This window comes from Bacillus cereus group sp. MYBK139-1 (genome assembly GCF_051916915.1).
Classification (GTDB): Bacteria; Bacillota; Bacilli; order Bacillales; family Bacillaceae_G; genus Bacillus_A; species Bacillus_A pacificus.
Genome location: NZ_JBQAHO010000002.1, coordinates 640,486 through 656,380, shown reverse-complemented (window position 1 = coordinate 656,380; position 15,895 = coordinate 640,486). Strand labels below are relative to the sequence as shown.

The following is a 15,895-nucleotide window of genomic DNA, read 5'->3' as shown; positions in this document are numbered from 1 at the left end:
TTACAATCATTATACAATTACAACAAAAAGAGGAACAACATATGTTATTCCCCTTTCCCTTTTTGTTTTAGGACATCATGTGCCTCTGTAACTACTTGCTCAACAGAAACTGGAGAATGATTTTCGCCATTCTCACGTTCACCATGCCATTTCAGATGAATTAAAAATTCAATGTTACCATCCCCGCCCGTAATCGGTGAGAATGTTAAACCTTCTACGTCGTATCCTTCTTTTATAGCAAAGTCGACAATCATTTCTACGACAGCCTCATGTACTTTTCGATCGCGAACGATACCCTTTTTACCAACTTGCTCTCTTCCAGCTTCAAACTGCGGTTTAATTAACGCTGCTACATCCCCATTCGGCATAAGCATTGTTTTTAAAACTGGCAATATAAGTTTTAATGATATAAACGAAACATCGATACTAGCAAATTGTGGTAAACCACGTTCTAAGTCTGCTGGTGTTACGTAACGGAAGTTCGTTCGTTCCATTACGACAACACGCTCATCTTGACGCAATTTCCACGCAAGTTGATTGTACCCTACATCTAATGCATAAGATAATTTCGCTCCATTTTGAAGCGCGCAATCGGTAAAGCCACCAGTTGATGAACCAATATCTATCATAACTTTATCTTGTAAATCAAGATGAAATGTCTCTAATGCCTTTTCTAGTTTATAACCACCACGGCTTACATACGGCATAACTTGCCCCTTCACCGTAATCTCTGTATCTTGTGGGATTTTCTCTCCTGGCTTATCCAATCTCATCTCATTCGCATATACAAGGCCGGCCATAATGGCGCGTTTTGCTTTCTCACGTGTTTCTATAAGCCCTCGCTCTACTAATAGTACATCTACTCTTTCTTTTTTCGCACTCATTTGTTACGCCCTTTTTTGTTTTGATGGAATCATTGTATGAATACGGTCTACAACAGCATCTGTCGTTAAACCGATTTCTTCTAATAATTTTGTTACACTACCGTGCTCTATGAAACGATCTGGAATACCCATTCGTTCAACTAACGCACTATGGTACCCGTTCTCAGACGCAAATTCAACTACTCCTGTTCCAAAACCACCAATTAAGCAAGCTTCTTCAATCGTTAAAATTGGTATATTTTTTCCTAAGAGATCATGTAAATATGCTTCATCCATTGGTTTAATGAAGCGAGCGTTCACTACTTTCACTGAAACTCCAGCCTTTTCAAGACGCTCAGCCGCTTCCATTGCCATTGGTATTGTAGTACCAAATGTTAAAATAGCTGCTTGTGTACCTTCTTTTAACGTTTCCCATGAACCGATTGGAATCGCCTTTAATTCTTCATCCATATGAACGCCAAGTCCATTACCTCGCGCATAACGTAATGCGATTGGTCCATCTTCATATTGCATCGCCGTGTATACTAAATGTTGCCCTTCATTTTCATCTTTTGGCATCATAAGTACCATATTCGGCAAGTGGCGTAAGAATGAAATATCAAATACACCTTGATGCGTTTCACCATCTGCTCCTACTAAACCAGAGCGATCGATTCCGATGAAAACATTTAAATTTTGGCGGCATATATCATGAACAACTTGGTCATATGCTCTTTGTAAAAATGTTGAATAAATCGCTAAGAATGGTTTCATACCTTGCGTTGCCATACCCGCTGCCATGGTTGTAGCATGCTGTTCTGCAATACCTACATCAATCATACGATCTGGGAATTCTTTTTGGAATTTCTCAAGTTTCGATCCAACAGGCATTGCAGGTGTAATTGCAACGATACGCTCATCCGTTCTCGCTAACTTAAGTACTGTTTCACTAACAACAGCACTCCATGCTGGTGCAACTTCTTTCGGTTTAACGAAGTCACCTGATTCAATTTTATAAGGTCCTGTTCCATGCCAAGTGCCAATAACATCACTCTCAGCTGGTTTGTAACCTTTTCCTTTTTTCGTAATAACATGAACAAGCACCGGGCCTTTTGTTTTCTTTGCATATTGCAACGTTTCGAATAACTTTTCATAATCATGTCCATCGACTGGACCTAAATATGTAAAGCCTAACTCTTCGAAAAAGACACCGGATACTAGTAAATATTTAAGACTATCTTTTATTTTCTCTGCTGTCGCAGCAACTTTCCCACCGACAGCTGGGATTTTCTTCAAAATATACTCTAGCTCGTCTTTTACCCAATGGTATTTTCCTGCGGTACGTAGACGTCCAAGCACATTATGAAGCGCACCAACGTTTGGCGCAATTGACATTTCATTATCATTCAAAATAACAATCATGTCTGTTTTTTCATGTCCAATATGGTTCAATGCCTCTAAAGCCATTCCGCCCGTTAAAGCACCATCTCCAATGATTGGTATAACATATTCTTTCGTTTTCTTTAAATCACGTGCTAGAGCCATTCCCATTGCAGCAGATAATGATGTCGAGCTATGGCCAGTTTCCCATACATCGTGCTCACTCTCACAACGTTTTGGGAAACCACATAGACCTTGATATTGCCTTAATGTGCCGAATTCTTTTGCACGTCCAGTTAAAATTTTATGTACATAGGATTGATGTCCTACATCCCATAAAAATTTATCTTTCGGACTATCAAATAATTTATGCAGAGCAATTGTGAGTTCTACTACACCTAAATTAGGCGCAATATGTCCACCTGTTTGAGAGAGCTCTTCAATTAAAAACTTACGAATATCCTCACTCAATCCCTCTAGTTCACTGATAGACATATCTTTCAAAAAACTAGGGTTTTGAATTTGCGTTAGATCCACATGGATCACTCACTTTCATTTCATAATCTGTCAACATGTCAAATATTATAAAAAACATTTACACAAAACAAGAAATTCTCTTTTTTTTATTTTTCACCTTGTCCTGCTATTAACCAGTCTATTGCGCCCTAATCTTATTATAAACTATATTTCTTTAGGCGATGAAAAAAATAGCCGCTAACACGAAGTGATAACGGCAATGTAATCTACATATATTTTTGCCAATAACAAGAAAAGAAAAACCTTTTCCTACATTTATATCATAAAATGATGAATGACTCAACAAATGAAAACGCTGTTATATTAGTTATTACGTTTTGCAATCAAATCGCAAATAGATAGTAAATATTCATCTTGTAATTGCAAGGAACTAATAGCATCTTTTGCTTTTGCAATCGTTTCTTCTAAAATATCCTTTGCTCTATCTACAGTAAATAACGTCGTATATGTGCTCTTTTCGTTGGAAACATCACTACCAATCGGTTTTCCAATCTCTTCTTCGGTTCCTTCCACATCTAAAATATCATCTCGAATTTGGAAAGCTAGGCCGATATATTTTGCAAACTCAAGTAATTTTTCTTCCTGTTCTTCTGTCGCATCAGAAAGTATCGACCCTGCAAGTACAGCGAATTCAAGTAGTTTTCCAGTCTTATGCTTATGAATATACTCCAACTCATCGATTGTAAGCTGTTTCCCTTCCGCTTCCATATCTGCCACTTGTCCGCCAACCATTCCTTCTGGCCCTGCCGCTTTTGCAAGCTCAAGTACAAGTCTTACTTTTTTCTCAGCAGAGATTTCCTTTTGTTCATATGCCATAATAACTTGAAAAGCATATGTCAACAAACCATCTCCTGCTAAAACTGCCATCGCTTCACCAAATACTTTATGATTTGTGGGCTTCCCTCTTCTTAAATCATCATCATCCATACAAGGTAAATCATCATGAACTAACGAGTATGTATGTATCATTTCAAGAGCACAAGCTGCACCTACACCAAGATTTTTTTCTTTACCAAACGCTTGTAATGTTGCAAATAAAAGTAACGGGCGGAGACGCTTTCCACCCGCTTCCAAAGAATATGCCATCGCTTCACGAAGTACATTTGGACATTGTAATTCATTTGCATAGCTTACAAGCTTCTCTTCTACGAAAGTTTTACTTTCTTTCAAAAAAGTATCAAAAGCAATTGTCACTATGCTTCATCTCCTAAAGCAGTAAACGGTTCAAGCTCTCCATCTTCCCCAAGAATAACTGCCATTTGTTCTTGTACGTTCTTCAACTTCTCATCACAAAGCTTAGATAATTCCATACCCTCTTTAAAATAAGAAATTGCTTCTTCTAAAGGTACGTCACCTTGCTCTAGCTTAGAAACGAGATGCTCAAGTTGCGAAATTGCCTCTTCAAAGCTTAATTTATTTTCCATTATTCAATTCACGCTCCTCTATGCCTGATACGCTACAATCTAGTATTCCATCTTGTAATTGAACTGAAACAGCATCTCCAAGGCTTACATCTTTCACACTTTTTAACACTTGCTTCTCTTCATCATATACAAGCCCGTACCCTCTCATCATTACTTTAAGCGGACTTAGCGCTTCAAGTTTTTGAGCAGCTCTTACAAAGGCAAATTCTTTCGTTTGAAGTAATGTTTGCATTTCACGTTGCAATTGCTTTTGCAATGTTTCAACTGCTACCTTCGTTTGCATAATTTTTTGAGATGGGTGGTGCTTCTCTAAATAAAATGAAAGCTGTTTTAACTGATTTACCTTTTTATCAATATAGCGCTCTTTCGCTAACAAAAGCTGTTCTAACGCTCTATCCAATTGCTCTTCTTTTTGCTCATATACTTGTCTTGGATAACGGAACGCATAAGATTTTTGCAATACTTGTAGTTTTTCTTCTCTTTTATGTACTAACTCTCTCATCGCTCTTTGCAATCTTAGAGTTCTTTGTAATACCTTTTCTTGTAATTCTATAATATTAGGCGCTGCCAGCTCAGCCGCTGCAGTTGGTGTTGGTGCTCTTAAATCGGCAACAAAATCCGCAATTGTAAAGTCTGTTTCATGACCTACTGCTGAAATAATAGGGATCTCACTCTTGAAAATAGCTCTTGCAACCATTTCTTCATTAAACGCCCACAATTCCTCAATAGAGCCTCCACCGCGCCCAACGATTAGGACATCTATCCCTTCCATTTCATTCGCTGTACGGATCGCTTGTACAATTGAGGGAGCTGCTGACTCCCCCTGTACAAGTACTGGAAACACAATAACATTCCCAATTGGATAACGACGTTTAATCGTTGTTATAATATCACGAATCGCTGCCCCTGTTGGTGACGTAATCACACCTATTGTTTTCGCGTAAGGAGGGATTGTTTTTTTGTAAACTTGAGAAAACAATCCTTCTTCCTCTAAACGAACCTTTAATTGTTCGTAAGCTAAATGCAAGTTTCCGACTCCGTCAGGCTGCATGTCTTGAATATAAATTTGATAAGAACCACTCGCCTCGTAAACAGAGATTTTCCCTTTCACGAGTACCTTCATCCCATTTTCAGGTCTGAATTTAATATTACGATTATGACCCGCAAACATAACCGCTGCGATTCTTGCATTTTCGTCTTTCAATGTAAAATACATGTGGCCACGGCTATGATTTTTAAAGTTGGAAATTTCACCTTTTAACCAAACAGACTGCAAATGCGGATCATATTCTATTTTTGTTTTTATATAGCGTGTTAACGCTGTAACGGTTAAATATTGTTTCTCCATTTCTCTCTCCTCATAGCCGACTCAAATTATTTACAAACGACACCTGCACGCTTAGCCGATTCAACAGTATTATGAAGAAGCATTGTGATTGTCATTGGACCAACACCCTTTGGCACAGGTGTAATGTAACCTGCAACATCTAGCACGTTGTCAAAGTCAACATCACCACAAAGTTTCCCTGTTTCTAAACGGTTTACACCAACGTCGATTACAACTGCTCCTTCTTTTATATAATCAGCTGTTACCATTTTAGGTCGTCCTACTGCTACGATTAAAATATCAGCTAACTTCGTTAACTCTTTCATATTTTGCGTCTTAGAATGACAGTATGTGACAGTTGCATTTTCATTTAAGAACAATTGTCCCACTGGCTTGCCGACAATATTACTTCTTCCAATTACTACAACATGTTTTCCCGAGATATCAAGATTTGTTTCTTTTACTAACTCTACAATACCATGCGGTGTACATGGAAGGAATGTATCTTGCCCCGTCATCATACGTCCCACGCTGATTGGGTGAAATCCATCTACATCTTTTTCTGGTGAAATTCTTTCAATGATAGCTTTTTCTTCAATATGTTTTGGTAAAGGTAATTGCACTAATATGCCATTAATACGGTCATCGCCATTTAAGCGATCGATTTCAGCAAGCAAACGCTCCTCCGTAATTGTTTCAGGAAGTTCAATTAGCTCTGAATAGATTCCTACTTGTTCACAGCCCTTTTCTTTTCCTTTTACATAAGAACGAGATGCTGGATCTTCTCCAACTAGAATAACTGCTAATCCTGGTACAATCCCTTGCTCTTTCAACTTCACAACTTCTTCTGTTAATTGTGCTCGTTTTTTCTCCGCAACTTCATTTCCTTTGATGATTACTGCTACCATTTTAAGATTCCCCCTTAAAGAAATTACAGTGTATCTTTTATATTAGATAAAACGCCGTTAATAAAACGACGAGATTCCTCATCCCCAAATGTTTTAGCAATTTCAATTGCCTCGTTAATTGTTACGTTGTGTGGAATTTCTTCCATGTATTTCATTTCATAGACAGCTACACGTAAAATACTGCGATCAACAATACTAATACGCTCAAGCTTCCATTTTTTTAAGTTTTGACGAATCGCTTCATCAATTACTTCTTTATTTTCTACAAAACCTACTACAAGTGATTCAAGAAACTCATTTGTTTCTTCACCTTCGTCTAGCGTGTTCTCCACCGCTACTTTCGGTTCTAATTCACCTGTAATATCCATTTGATATAATGCTTGCATAGCTCTTTCTCTAGCCGTCCTACGTTTCATTGTAACTCTCCTTTATGCTTCAAGTCTTTCCTTATACTTTGTTATATTATTATAATTTATAAGCCGTCAATTCACTTACTCTTACAGTTTTCATTGATTTTCCAACCTTATAATACAATGATAATAACACAATTTATCGTTTCACACACGGGTTACAAGGCTGAAAAATAATAAAAAGATTAACTTCAAGTTCCATATCTTATCACAATGTACGTTTTTTGGTAAAACGAAACATTTTCTTTTTAATTTCTTATTTTTTGAAATAGTATAATAATTAGAGGGTTTTAATTTGTGAAGAAATGAAACGATAAAAAAGATGCCTATGTTACTAGGCATCTTTTTCATTCTTACACTGGTTCGATTTCTGTTTTTTGTGTTTCGAATGTTACGCCAACGATGTGAACATTCACTTCTTTTGGCTCAAGCCCTGTCATTGTAAAGAGTGCTTGGCGAATGTTGTCTTGAATCTTTTGTGCAACAACTGGAATTGCTACCCCAAAGTACATCACAACATAAAGGTCAACGATAATATCTTCGTTTGCTAATTCAACCTTTACACCTTTACCATGATTTTTCTTACCTAACTTCTCAACAACATCTGTAGCAAAATTGCCACGCATTGCCGCTACGCCTTCTACCTCAGCAGCTGCAATACCTGCAATTACTTCAATTACTTCTGGTGCAATTTCTACTTTACCAAGAGTTGTATCTTGACCCATATCTAACATATGTTCAGCCATGAAAAAAACCTCCTTTAATGTATCACTGCGTCACAAGTTCATGCTCTTCCAAAAATTTCGTATTAAACTCACCTTTTACAAAATCAGGATGATCTAACAATTGCAAATGGAACGGGATTGTTGTATGTACGCCTTCAACGACAAACTCACTGAGTGCACGCTTCATTTTTGCAATTGCCTCTTCACGTGTTTTTCCGTGAACAATTAATTTAGCAACCATCGAATCATAGAAAGGTGGGATTGAATATCCCGGATATACAGCTGAATCGACGCGAATACCAAATCCGCCTGGTGGCAAGTACATTTCTACTTTACCTGGAGATGGCATAAATTTTTTGGCAGGGTTTTCCGCATTAATTCGGCATTCAATTGCCCAACCATTAAATTGTACTTCTTCTTGCTGTAACGATAACTTTTCTCCAGAAGCAACAAGAATTTGTTCTTTAATTAAGTCCATCCCTGTTACCATTTCAGTAACTGGGTGCTCAACTTGGATTCTCGTATTCATCTCCATGAAATAAAAGCTTTTCGTTTTATATTCATAAATAAACTCAACCGTACCAGCACCTGTATAATCAACCGCTACCGCCGCTTTAACTGCCGCCTCACCCATCTGCTTACGCACATTTTCATCAAGTGCTGGTGATGGACTTTCTTCTAGTAGTTTTTGCAAGCGGCGCTGAATTGTACAATCACGCTCTCCTAAATGAATGGCATTTCCGTGTGTATCTGCCATTATTTGAATCTCAACATGGCGGAAATCTTCAACGTACTTTTCTAAGTATACACCAGGGTTCCCAAAAGCGGTACTAGCTTCTTGCTGTGTAATTTGAATTCCTTTTACAAGCTCTTCTTCATGACGCGCAACACGAATACCTTTTCCGCCGCCACCTGCAGTCGCTTTAATAATAACAGGATATCCAATTTGATTCGCAAGTTCGATCGCTTCTTCGGTATTTTTAATAATTCCTTGTGAACCTGGTACAATCGGAACCCCTGCTTCTTTCATTGTATCACGAGCAACGTCTTTTGTGCCCATCTTTGAAATAGCTTCTGGACTTGGACCGATAAAAATTAAGTTACATTCACGGCATAACTCTGCAAAATCTGCATTCTCTGCTAAAAATCCGTATCCCGGATGAATTGCATCGCAGCCTGTTAACTTCGCAACACTAATAATGTTCGTCAAATTTAAATAGCTTTCTTTCGAAATCGTTGGTCCTACACAATACGCCTCATCAGCAATTTGTACGTGAAGTGACTCTTTATCTGCTTCTGAATAAATTGCGACTGTTTCAATATCCATTTCTTTACAAGCACGAATAATTCGTACAGCAATTTCCCCACGATTGGCTATTAATACTTTTTTTATCATCACAAAGACTCCCTTATTACGCTTTTACAAGAAATAGCGGTTGTCCATACTCAACAAGCTGTCCGTTATTAACAAGAATCTCAACAATTTCGCCATCTATATCTGCATCGATTTCGTTAAATAACTTCATAGCCTCGACAATACATACGATAGAATCTTTCGATACTCTATCCCCTACACTTACATATGGAGGCGTATCAGGAGAAGAAGAAGAATAGAATGTACCTACCATTGGTGATGTAATTTTATGTAGGTTTTCATTCTGAACAGCTTTTTTCTCTTCTTGTTTTTGCACTTCCACTTGCGCTGCCGCTACTGTTGTTTCAACTTCAACAGGTGCTACTGGTTGCACGGCTTGTTTTGCTACAGGTGCTTGCACCGCAACAACTTCATTACCACGCTTTTTCATTTTGATTGTCGTACCATCTTTTTTGTATTCAAATTCATCAATATTAGAGCTATCAATTAATTTAATTAATTCACGAACTTCTTGAATTTTAAACATGTAAAATCCACTCCCATACTCTTGTTTGTCCCGTTTTTACAGATTTCTCGTCACTAAAAACTAGATTGACTGTAAAAATACGATGTACTCTATTAGAAAATGCATTTCATTTACTAATAGAAATAGTTACTATTTCCATCTTACGATAAATTTTTTAAACATTCCAATTTATATTTCTTTATAATAAATCGAAATTCCTGTAAAAATGTTATCCCAATAAAAATTTAATACCTAGTAATAATACCAAGTTTCACACGAAATTGGCAAGACCACTTCCTAAAAAACATCCACTACTTATTCAAAACTGTACACAGTAAACACCCCACTCACGCTCTACTCTTCGCCACATCTATAGTCAATAACGTATTTTTACCAAATATTATTTTTTTGTTTACACGTCGTTCATCATTCCTTCATATAAGAATAGTATGTTCAAAGTGTAGAAAATATATTGTATCGAGGTGTGGACATATGATATGGCTCATTCTCTTCTTACCTGCCGTAATGGTCTGGGCATTCGTTCTCTTCATCCACGTCAAATCCGGAAAAAGTAATCACTGCTACCATGAACCACTAATCTTTTACTCACAACGTATTTCTCCGTTCCGAGTTGAACATAGTAAAAACAATTACAAAGACGAAACAGAAAAAAGCTATCGAAAATGATAGCTTTTTTTCTATTATTTTTTACCCCACTGATTAAAGTTTCACTTTATCTAACTATTTTCAAACAATCCGAGTCTTAAAAACGAATAATCCGCGGAGGATTTCCCCGCGGATTATTCGTTTTATTTTGTTGGTGGATCAAATTTTACACCTACATCTTTTGATCCGCCTTCACTTCTTACAAGTTGTATAATTTTATTCGCTTCTTTTTGTGAATGCTTTGCTGCTTTTACAGTTACTTTAATGTCAGTTCCATCAGCTCTTACAAGGGCATCTTTATATCCACCTTGAGATTTAATTACTGTCTCAAGTAATTCTTGTTTCGTTTCCATTGTCGTAATGGCATCAAAATTATCTTTTGCTTTACTTTTTTCTGTTGCTGAAGATTTTGCTGAATTCATCACTTCTTGTAATCTTGCTTTTTGTTCACTTCGCTGATCTTCCATTTGCATACGTAACGCTGTAAAATTTTCATCACTTGATTGAACTGTCACGTTAGCTTCTTTTTTACTTGTTTCTTTTGTAGCACTTTCTTTTGTAGTACTCTCTTTTTTCTCTGTTTCTTTGTTTGTCTCTTTATTTGATGTTTCCTTACTTGTATTCTCTTTTTTTGGTGTTTCTTTAGGTGCTTCATTTGTTACTGCTTTATCAGTACCTTGTTTTTCTTGTCCAATCTTTTCCCCTGTTGTCGGCGATGCTGTATTCATTTTTTCTGGAGTTGTTACGTAATACACAGATAGTACAACAACTAAACTCAACATCGTTAATAGCCAAACCGTTTGTTTTTTTAACACTTTATTTCCTCCCTATCAATTTTTCGGTGATACTGAAACGCGATGGGCTGGTACATCTAGCAGCCGTATGACAGCTTCTTTTACCATCGCTTTAACTTGTATATTATCCACTCCCTTTGCTACGACAAGAACACCTCGCACTTTCGGTTTCTCTGTTCGTAAAACAACGGGAGTTTCTTTATCCCCTTCACGTATAATGACTGTCTTTTCATCAAGAGACTCGTCTTCTACTTTCCTCTGACCACCTGTTTTATCTGTTTCACCTGTTGTTTGTGAGCGTTTCACTGTATTTTTTTCTAATATTTTTTCCTCTGATGAGTCTAAATTCACATTAATCGTTACATCTTTTACTCCTGCTATTTCTTCTAAGGCTGCTTTTAATTCTTGCTCATACGCTTTTTCATATTTTTCTACATTTGACATATTATCATTATTTTTTTGTCCAAAAGTTGGTACGTCTTTTTCTTGGTTTTGAGTTTTTTGTTCTTTAAATACAGGTACTTCTTCTTTTTTACTTGAAAAAAAACTACTAGAAAACATAAGCAACATTCCAAGTATGAGTAGGACAAGTAAGAACTTAGGTGTTACCTTTTTTCCCTTCTCATTACTTTCTTTTTCATCTCCATTCAATAAGTTTCGAAAAAATGAGAACTTCGAATTTTTATCTTTATTGTCCATTTACTCTACCTGTCCTCCCTTCCATTTGAACTTGGATTTGTTTATTCTCTAGTTGCCACCTGCTTGAAAAGAAGTCTTTCATTTCTACATTCGTTTCCTCTACCTTTTTCGGTGGTTCTTTCGTGTTAATTTCAACTGGTTTTACTGTTTCGATTGCATCATTTTTACTACGCTCTTTTTCTTTCAACGTCACAACAACAGATTGAATATCTTTCGCTGACTTTACTTCCGCTGTGCTTTCCGCCGCGACTATTTGTATTTCAGAGACTGACATACCATACTGTTTCTCAAACTCTTTTCCTACTTCTTTTTTCATTTTGGTAGCCATCTCTTCTAAACTATATGCACGTGTTAGAGCTTGTATTTCTTTTTTCTTCGAATCTATTGAATTTTTTACAGATCCTTCTGCTACGTACTTCTCTTCATTAAAATTTGCGATTACTTCATTTACATCTGTTTGCAATAGTTTAAAAAGCGGCGTTAAAATTAAAACAACTAATAATAGACTTACAACGAATTTAACGTACTTTTGCAAATTAGAATTTGGAAGAATAAGATGAAGCATTGTAGCTAAGAGTAAAAAAACGATAATATTTCGAATCCACTCTGTAACAAATTGCATACCCTTCACCTCCTACCGCATCATAAGTGTAATGTTCCCCGCAGCAATAATAATTGTGATACTTAAAAAGAACATAAACGATACGATAGCTAAGCAAGCAAATACATAAATAATGCTCCGTCCAATGATATCTAAACATTGAATAATTGCTCCGCCGCCAACTGGTTGCAATACTGCTGCTGCGAACTTATAAATAAATGCTATGCAAAAAATTTGAATCGCTGGAAAAGCGACAATTAAGCATAGAATGACGAGCCCAATAATTCCGACTGTGTTTTTTAATAATCCCGACGCACTAATAACTGTATCCGCTGCCTCGGTAAACATCCTTCCTACTACGGGAATAAAGTTCCCTGTTACAAATTTAGCTGTTTTCACAGCGATTCCATCAGCAACAGCTGTCGCTGTTCCTTGTACAGATAATACGCCTAAAAAAATCGTTAAAAAGATACCGATAATCCCGACGCTAACGTTTTGCAGAAGCTTGGACAATTTCGTAACTTTATATTGATCACTCATCGTACTTACAATACTTAATATCGTTGCAAGTAATAAAAGTGGTAGAACGATATAATTCATCAGAAGCCCACTCGTATTCATTAAAAAGATGATAATCGGATGAAAAAACGATACGGATACAACACCACCGCCTGTCGCTATAAGTGCAAGCAAGATAGGCAATAACGCTAATATGAAATCTACCATTGTTTGTATCGTTTCTCTTGCATATGTCATGACGACATAAAAGCTATTTAAAGCGAAAATAATCAGTACCATATATACAACCGCATCAGCAATTTTACTTACACTACTCTTTGAAAATGCCGATTGCAGTGATTGCAATAATGCACTAAAAATTGTGAGCATAATGAGCGTTCCAAGTAGTTTCCCATTTGCAACAAGCTCGTGAAATAAGTACTTTAATAAACCTAGCATCCACTCTTTTATAGAAATTTCTTTTTCTCCCTTTACAAACTCCATAAAGCTACCTTTTTGACTCTCTGGTAAGTAACCTCCATATTTTGTAACAAGCCCGTCCCAAAATTGCTTCACATCTTCAATTCCGAGCTTATCCAATTGTTGATCAACGACGTTTGTCTCTACAGGAGAAGCTTGTACAACAACCGGTAAAGAAAAGAAAAGGAAGCAAGCAAATAGCAGCTTAGCTCCAAACTCCCTCAACATTCACTCCCCCTTATCCCGTCGGTAAAAATCCGAGAATAGTTTCAATTACAACCGTCAAAATAGGGATCGCCATAACGAGAATTAAAATCTTTCCAGCTAATTCAATTTTTGAAGCGATTGCCCCCTGCCCTGCATCCTTTGTAATTTGCGCTCCAAACTCAGCGATATAAGCAATCCCAATAATTTTTAGTAACGTTTCTACATATACGTTGCTAACTTTCGCTTCACTCGCTACTCTCTCAATCATTTGTAAAATAGCGTGAATTTGATCAATTAAAAGAAGGAACATTACGCTACCTACGAACACAATAAATAATGACGTAATGCTAGATTTATGCTGATTCAATACAGCTGCTAAAAACGTAGCAACGAGGCCTAATCCGACAATTTGTATAATTTCGATTCGAACCGCCCCCTTTACTGGAAGAGAAAGACACTTTTAATCTTGTCGAATAGTGTATTAATTAAAAATGCGACATGAAATAAAATAACGACAAAACCGACAAGGATAACCCAATTTGCAATATCCTCACGCTTTAATTCTTTTAGTACAGTATGGATGAAAGCTAAAACAATGCCGATTCCGGCGATTTGAAATATTAATCCAACATCAATGGACATCGCCTTTCTCCCCCCTATAGCAGTAAAATTACGATAAGTAGCCCCGCTAGTACTCCTAAGCTCTTAATCATCTTTTCATATTGCAGTTGTAATGCTTTCGCTTCTTCTTCTTCTCTCTCTAAATGTGTAATACATAAGCGAATATGTTTTTGTTGTGATTCACGATCATGTTGTCCAAGCGTTTCACCAAATTGCTGTAAAATCTCGTACTCCGTTTGTTGAAATGCTGTTAGCTTCCAATTTTCTTTCAAACTATCTATCCAAGCTTCTCTAACTGTTTGTTCTCCGCTTTCTAGCCTGCTAGCGAAACTTTGAAATATCCAATTTAACGGCTTCGGCATTTGTTTCACTAATCTCTCAGCGGCTTCAGACAATGGTGTATGCCCATACATAATTTCCGCCTCTAATGATTGCAGTGCTGCTTTTAATAATCTAAGTTGTCTCGGTCTCTCACTGTATCTTTTAGCGTATGAAAACCCGAAAAAGGTGCTGACCGCAACGATTAACACTGCACCAAATATTTTCACCATACGCTCTCAGCCTTTCTATGAGGTAATACCGGTTTTCCATATTTATCTTTCACTTGCATAACTGTTCCTGGCCCTCTTGCTTTTGACAATTCCACAAACCTATCAAAAATGCCGAGCTCTAGCACTGCCTTTAATGATGGGCGTTTCACAACATCATCATAGGAAAATCCATGTGCACTTATAAAAAGCTGAACCCCTGCATGTACAGCCTCCATAATTGCTTCACTATCTTCTTTACGCCCAATTTCATCCACAATTAATATATCTGGGCTCATAGAACGGATCATCATCATCATTCCTTCAGCTTTTGGACATGCATCTAACACATCTACTCGTGTGCCAAAGTCATATTGCGGGATACCTTTCACACAGCCAGCAATTTCTGACCGTTCATCAACAATCCCGACTTTACAAGAAGGAATTTTCGAAGTACTTACACCTTGACTCATGCAACGCGCTACATCTCTTAAAAGTGTTGTTTTCCCCGTTTGTGGCGGGCCAATTACCATCGTGTTTAACCATCGTGATTCATACAAATACGGTAAAAGCGGTTCAGCAATTCCTATTTTTTGACGAGCAATACGAATATTAAAAGAAGAGACATCTCGAATCATTTTCACTGTGCTTTTTTCTGTAATGACTTTTCCTGCTAGGCCTATTCTATGCCCACCTCGAAGTGTCACATACCCACGCTTTAATTCTTCTTCCATCGTATAAATTGAGAAGTGACTTAACTTATTCAATAAGTAAATAGCATCATCTGCTGTAACGACATAGTCATAAAAAAACACTTCACCATGAGCAATACACTCTAGCGGTCTTCCAATTCGAACTCGGATTTCCTCTAGAGCATCGTACTGCTTACAACTTTCCACTAACTGCTTCATCGTTTTCGGTAAAACTTCTAATACTTCTTTCATCAGCTTCGCCCCACTATACTCGACTTACTTATTTCAACAACGCGATAAAAATGCAGCCAATTCCAAGCGTTAAAAAAAAGAGTTTCAAGAAAGAAATCTCGCTTGCCACACTCGCTATACCTATTGTCATTGTTAAAATTAATACGGTCGGTCCAACAAACGCCAACATACTATTTATAAACAATGCTTTCTTTGCATCATTCACATAGAGCATAAGCAAAGCAGCAAATATTTCCGCACTACCTGAAAATAATCGAAGTGCTCCCATAACAAGCACGGATGTTTCCATTGCCGCTAGCCACTGTTTCATTCTCCCACCCTCTCCCATAACGGTTACTAGTGCTGCACTCCAAAAAAGAATATATTTGTACAACCATATGCAGAGGTTGTCTATTTCAGAATTA

Annotated in this window: 20 protein-coding genes; 1 reads left to right on the top strand and 19 read right to left on the bottom strand. The window is 37.2% G+C overall.

Annotated features, from left to right (window positions below; translation table 11 throughout):
• Window positions 1-44: 44 nt before the first annotated feature.
• The 10 genes from ACTFRS_RS14600 to accB form a co-directional block, all read right to left on the bottom strand.
• Complete coding sequence (locus tag ACTFRS_RS14600) at window positions 45-884, bottom strand: TlyA family rRNA (cytidine-2'-O)-methyltransferase (protein WP_001274742.1); 840 nt, start codon at window positions 882-884, stop codon at window positions 45-47.
• 3 nt (window positions 885-887) lie between these two features.
• Window positions 888-2,780, bottom strand: coding sequence for a 1-deoxy-D-xylulose-5-phosphate synthase (gene dxs / locus ACTFRS_RS14595; protein ID WP_000366448.1), 1,893 nt, complete (start codon window positions 2,778-2,780; stop codon window positions 888-890).
• Window positions 2,781-3,083: 303 nt separating this feature from the next.
• Complete coding sequence (ispA, locus tag ACTFRS_RS14590) at window positions 3,084-3,974, bottom strand: (2E,6E)-farnesyl diphosphate synthase (protein ID WP_000150360.1); 891 nt, start codon at window positions 3,972-3,974, stop codon at window positions 3,084-3,086.
• On the bottom strand, window positions 3,974-4,204 hold the full coding sequence (xseB, locus tag ACTFRS_RS14585; RefSeq protein WP_000428423.1) for an exodeoxyribonuclease VII small subunit: 231 nt from the start codon (window positions 4,202-4,204) through the stop codon (window positions 3,974-3,976). Before xseB ends, ispA begins: the two co-directional genes overlap by 1 nt.
• Window positions 4,194-5,552: an exodeoxyribonuclease VII large subunit gene (xseA, locus tag ACTFRS_RS14580; protein WP_440024784.1), complete on the bottom strand. Its 1,359-nt coding sequence runs from the start codon at window positions 5,550-5,552 to the stop codon at window positions 4,194-4,196. Before xseA ends, xseB begins: the two co-directional genes overlap by 11 nt.
• Window positions 5,553-5,578: 26 nt before the next feature.
• On the bottom strand, window positions 5,579-6,439 hold the full coding sequence (gene folD / locus ACTFRS_RS14575; RefSeq protein ID WP_000226735.1) for a bifunctional methylenetetrahydrofolate dehydrogenase/methenyltetrahydrofolate cyclohydrolase FolD: 861 nt from the start codon (window positions 6,437-6,439) through the stop codon (window positions 5,579-5,581).
• A 23-nt stretch (window positions 6,440-6,462) separates the two neighbouring features.
• The gene (gene nusB / locus ACTFRS_RS14570) at window positions 6,463-6,855 is read right to left on the bottom strand and encodes a N utilization substance protein NusB (RefSeq protein ID WP_000830249.1); all 393 of its coding nucleotides are present in this window, start codon (window positions 6,853-6,855) and stop codon (window positions 6,463-6,465) included.
• A 347-nt stretch (window positions 6,856-7,202) separates the two neighbouring features.
• Entirely contained in the window at window positions 7,203-7,595 is a 393-nt protein-coding gene (locus ACTFRS_RS14565; protein WP_000807630.1) for an Asp23/Gls24 family envelope stress response protein, read from the bottom strand.
• A gap of 22 nt (window positions 7,596-7,617) precedes the next feature.
• The gene (accC, locus tag ACTFRS_RS14560; RefSeq protein ID WP_000592874.1) at window positions 7,618-8,970 is read right to left on the bottom strand and encodes an acetyl-CoA carboxylase biotin carboxylase subunit; all 1,353 of its coding nucleotides are present in this window, start codon (window positions 8,968-8,970) and stop codon (window positions 7,618-7,620) included.
• A 16-nt stretch (window positions 8,971-8,986) separates the two neighbouring features.
• Window positions 8,987-9,475, bottom strand: a complete 489-nt coding sequence (accB, locus tag ACTFRS_RS14555; RefSeq protein ID WP_139866718.1) for an acetyl-CoA carboxylase biotin carboxyl carrier protein — start codon at window positions 9,473-9,475, stop codon at window positions 8,987-8,989.
• A gap of 471 nt (window positions 9,476-9,946) precedes the next feature.
• On the opposite strand from accB, the gene ACTFRS_RS14550 reads away from it, so the two are divergent.
• Complete coding sequence (locus ACTFRS_RS14550; protein ID WP_139866716.1) at window positions 9,947-10,141, top strand: DNA recombination protein RecO; 195 nt, start codon at window positions 9,947-9,949, stop codon at window positions 10,139-10,141.
• A 122-nt stretch (window positions 10,142-10,263) separates the two neighbouring features.
• Here ACTFRS_RS14550 and ACTFRS_RS14545 read toward each other — a convergent pair whose 3' ends face one another.
• Genes ACTFRS_RS14545 through ACTFRS_RS14505 form a run of 9 tightly spaced genes read right to left on the bottom strand, consistent with a single transcriptional unit; the run spans window position 10,264 to window position 15,801 of the window.
• On the bottom strand, window positions 10,264-10,935 hold the full coding sequence (locus ACTFRS_RS14545) for a SpoIIIAH-like family protein (RefSeq protein ID WP_139866714.1): 672 nt from the start codon (window positions 10,933-10,935) through the stop codon (window positions 10,264-10,266).
• A gap of 15 nt (window positions 10,936-10,950) precedes the next feature.
• Window positions 10,951-11,613 carry a stage III sporulation protein AG gene (spoIIIAG, locus tag ACTFRS_RS14540; RefSeq protein ID WP_042875516.1) on the bottom strand — a complete coding sequence of 221 codons (663 nt, stop codon included), beginning with the start codon at window positions 11,611-11,613 and terminating at the stop codon, window positions 10,951-10,953.
• Window positions 11,603-12,235 (bottom strand): stage III sporulation protein AF, encoded by a 633-nt coding sequence (gene spoIIIAF, locus ACTFRS_RS14535; protein ID WP_001161052.1) that lies wholly within the window; start codon window positions 12,233-12,235, stop codon window positions 11,603-11,605. The genes spoIIIAG and spoIIIAF overlap by 11 nt, the downstream gene beginning before the upstream one ends.
• Before the next feature lie 12 nt (window positions 12,236-12,247).
• Window positions 12,248-13,420, bottom strand: coding sequence for a stage III sporulation protein AE (gene spoIIIAE / locus ACTFRS_RS14530; RefSeq protein ID WP_000943119.1), 1,173 nt, complete (start codon window positions 13,418-13,420; stop codon window positions 12,248-12,250).
• A gap of 10 nt (window positions 13,421-13,430) precedes the next feature.
• On the bottom strand, window positions 13,431-13,814 hold the full coding sequence (gene spoIIIAD, locus ACTFRS_RS14525; protein ID WP_077317075.1) for a stage III sporulation protein AD: 384 nt from the start codon (window positions 13,812-13,814) through the stop codon (window positions 13,431-13,433).
• Window positions 13,815-13,837: 23 nt separating this feature from the next.
• Window positions 13,838-14,041 (bottom strand): stage III sporulation protein AC, encoded by a 204-nt coding sequence (gene spoIIIAC / locus ACTFRS_RS14520; RefSeq protein WP_000020914.1) that lies wholly within the window; start codon window positions 14,039-14,041, stop codon window positions 13,838-13,840.
• Window positions 14,042-14,055: 14 nt separating this feature from the next.
• Window positions 14,056-14,571, bottom strand: coding sequence for a stage III sporulation protein SpoIIIAB (gene spoIIIAB / locus ACTFRS_RS14515; RefSeq protein WP_000238697.1), 516 nt, complete (start codon window positions 14,569-14,571; stop codon window positions 14,056-14,058).
• The gene (gene spoIIIAA, locus ACTFRS_RS14510; protein WP_139866712.1) at window positions 14,565-15,491 is read right to left on the bottom strand and encodes a stage III sporulation protein AA; all 927 of its coding nucleotides are present in this window, start codon (window positions 15,489-15,491) and stop codon (window positions 14,565-14,567) included. Before spoIIIAA ends, spoIIIAB begins: the two co-directional genes overlap by 7 nt.
• Before the next feature lie 28 nt (window positions 15,492-15,519).
• Complete coding sequence (locus tag ACTFRS_RS14505; RefSeq protein ID WP_000816052.1) at window positions 15,520-15,801, bottom strand: YqhV family protein; 282 nt, start codon at window positions 15,799-15,801, stop codon at window positions 15,520-15,522.
• Window positions 15,802-15,895: the final 94 nt, after the last annotated feature.

Coding starts and splice junctions, on each gene's coding strand:
- ACTFRS_RS14600 (WP_001274742.1), bottom strand. CDS start 884: ATGAGTGCGAAAAAAGAAAGAGTAGATGTACTATTAGTAGAGCGAGGG.
- xseB (WP_000428423.1), bottom strand. CDS start 4,204: ATGGAAAATAAATTAAGCTTTGAAGAGGCAATTTCGCAACTTGAGCAT.
- xseA (WP_440024784.1), bottom strand. CDS start 5,552: ATGGAGAAACAATATTTAACCGTTACAGCGTTAACACGCTATATAAAA.
- folD (WP_000226735.1), bottom strand. CDS start 6,439: ATGGTAGCAGTAATCATCAAAGGAAATGAAGTTGCGGAGAAAAAACGA.
- nusB (WP_000830249.1), bottom strand. CDS start 6,855: ATGAAACGTAGGACGGCTAGAGAAAGAGCTATGCAAGCATTATATCAA.
- ACTFRS_RS14565 (WP_000807630.1), bottom strand. CDS start 7,595: ATGGCTGAACATATGTTAGATATGGGTCAAGATACAACTCTTGGTAAA.
- accC (WP_000592874.1), bottom strand. CDS start 8,970: ATGATAAAAAAAGTATTAATAGCCAATCGTGGGGAAATTGCTGTACGA.
- accB (WP_139866718.1), bottom strand. CDS start 9,475: ATGTTTAAAATTCAAGAAGTTCGTGAATTAATTAAATTAATTGATAGC.
- ACTFRS_RS14550 (WP_139866716.1), top strand. CDS start 9,947: ATGATATGGCTCATTCTCTTCTTACCTGCCGTAATGGTCTGGGCATTC.
- spoIIIAG (WP_042875516.1), bottom strand. CDS start 11,613: ATGGACAATAAAGATAAAAATTCGAAGTTCTCATTTTTTCGAAACTTA.
- spoIIIAF (WP_001161052.1), bottom strand. CDS start 12,235: ATGCAATTTGTTACAGAGTGGATTCGAAATATTATCGTTTTTTTACTC.
- spoIIIAE (WP_000943119.1), bottom strand. CDS start 13,420: ATGTTGAGGGAGTTTGGAGCTAAGCTGCTATTTGCTTGCTTCCTTTTC.
- spoIIIAC (WP_000020914.1), bottom strand. CDS start 14,041: ATGTCCATTGATGTTGGATTAATATTTCAAATCGCCGGAATCGGCATT.
- spoIIIAB (WP_000238697.1), bottom strand. CDS start 14,571: ATGGTGAAAATATTTGGTGCAGTGTTAATCGTTGCGGTCAGCACCTTT.
- spoIIIAA (WP_139866712.1), bottom strand. CDS start 15,491: ATGAAAGAAGTATTAGAAGTTTTACCGAAAACGATGAAGCAGTTAGTG.
- ACTFRS_RS14505 (WP_000816052.1), bottom strand. CDS start 15,801: ATGAAACAGTGGCTAGCGGCAATGGAAACATCCGTGCTTGTTATGGGA.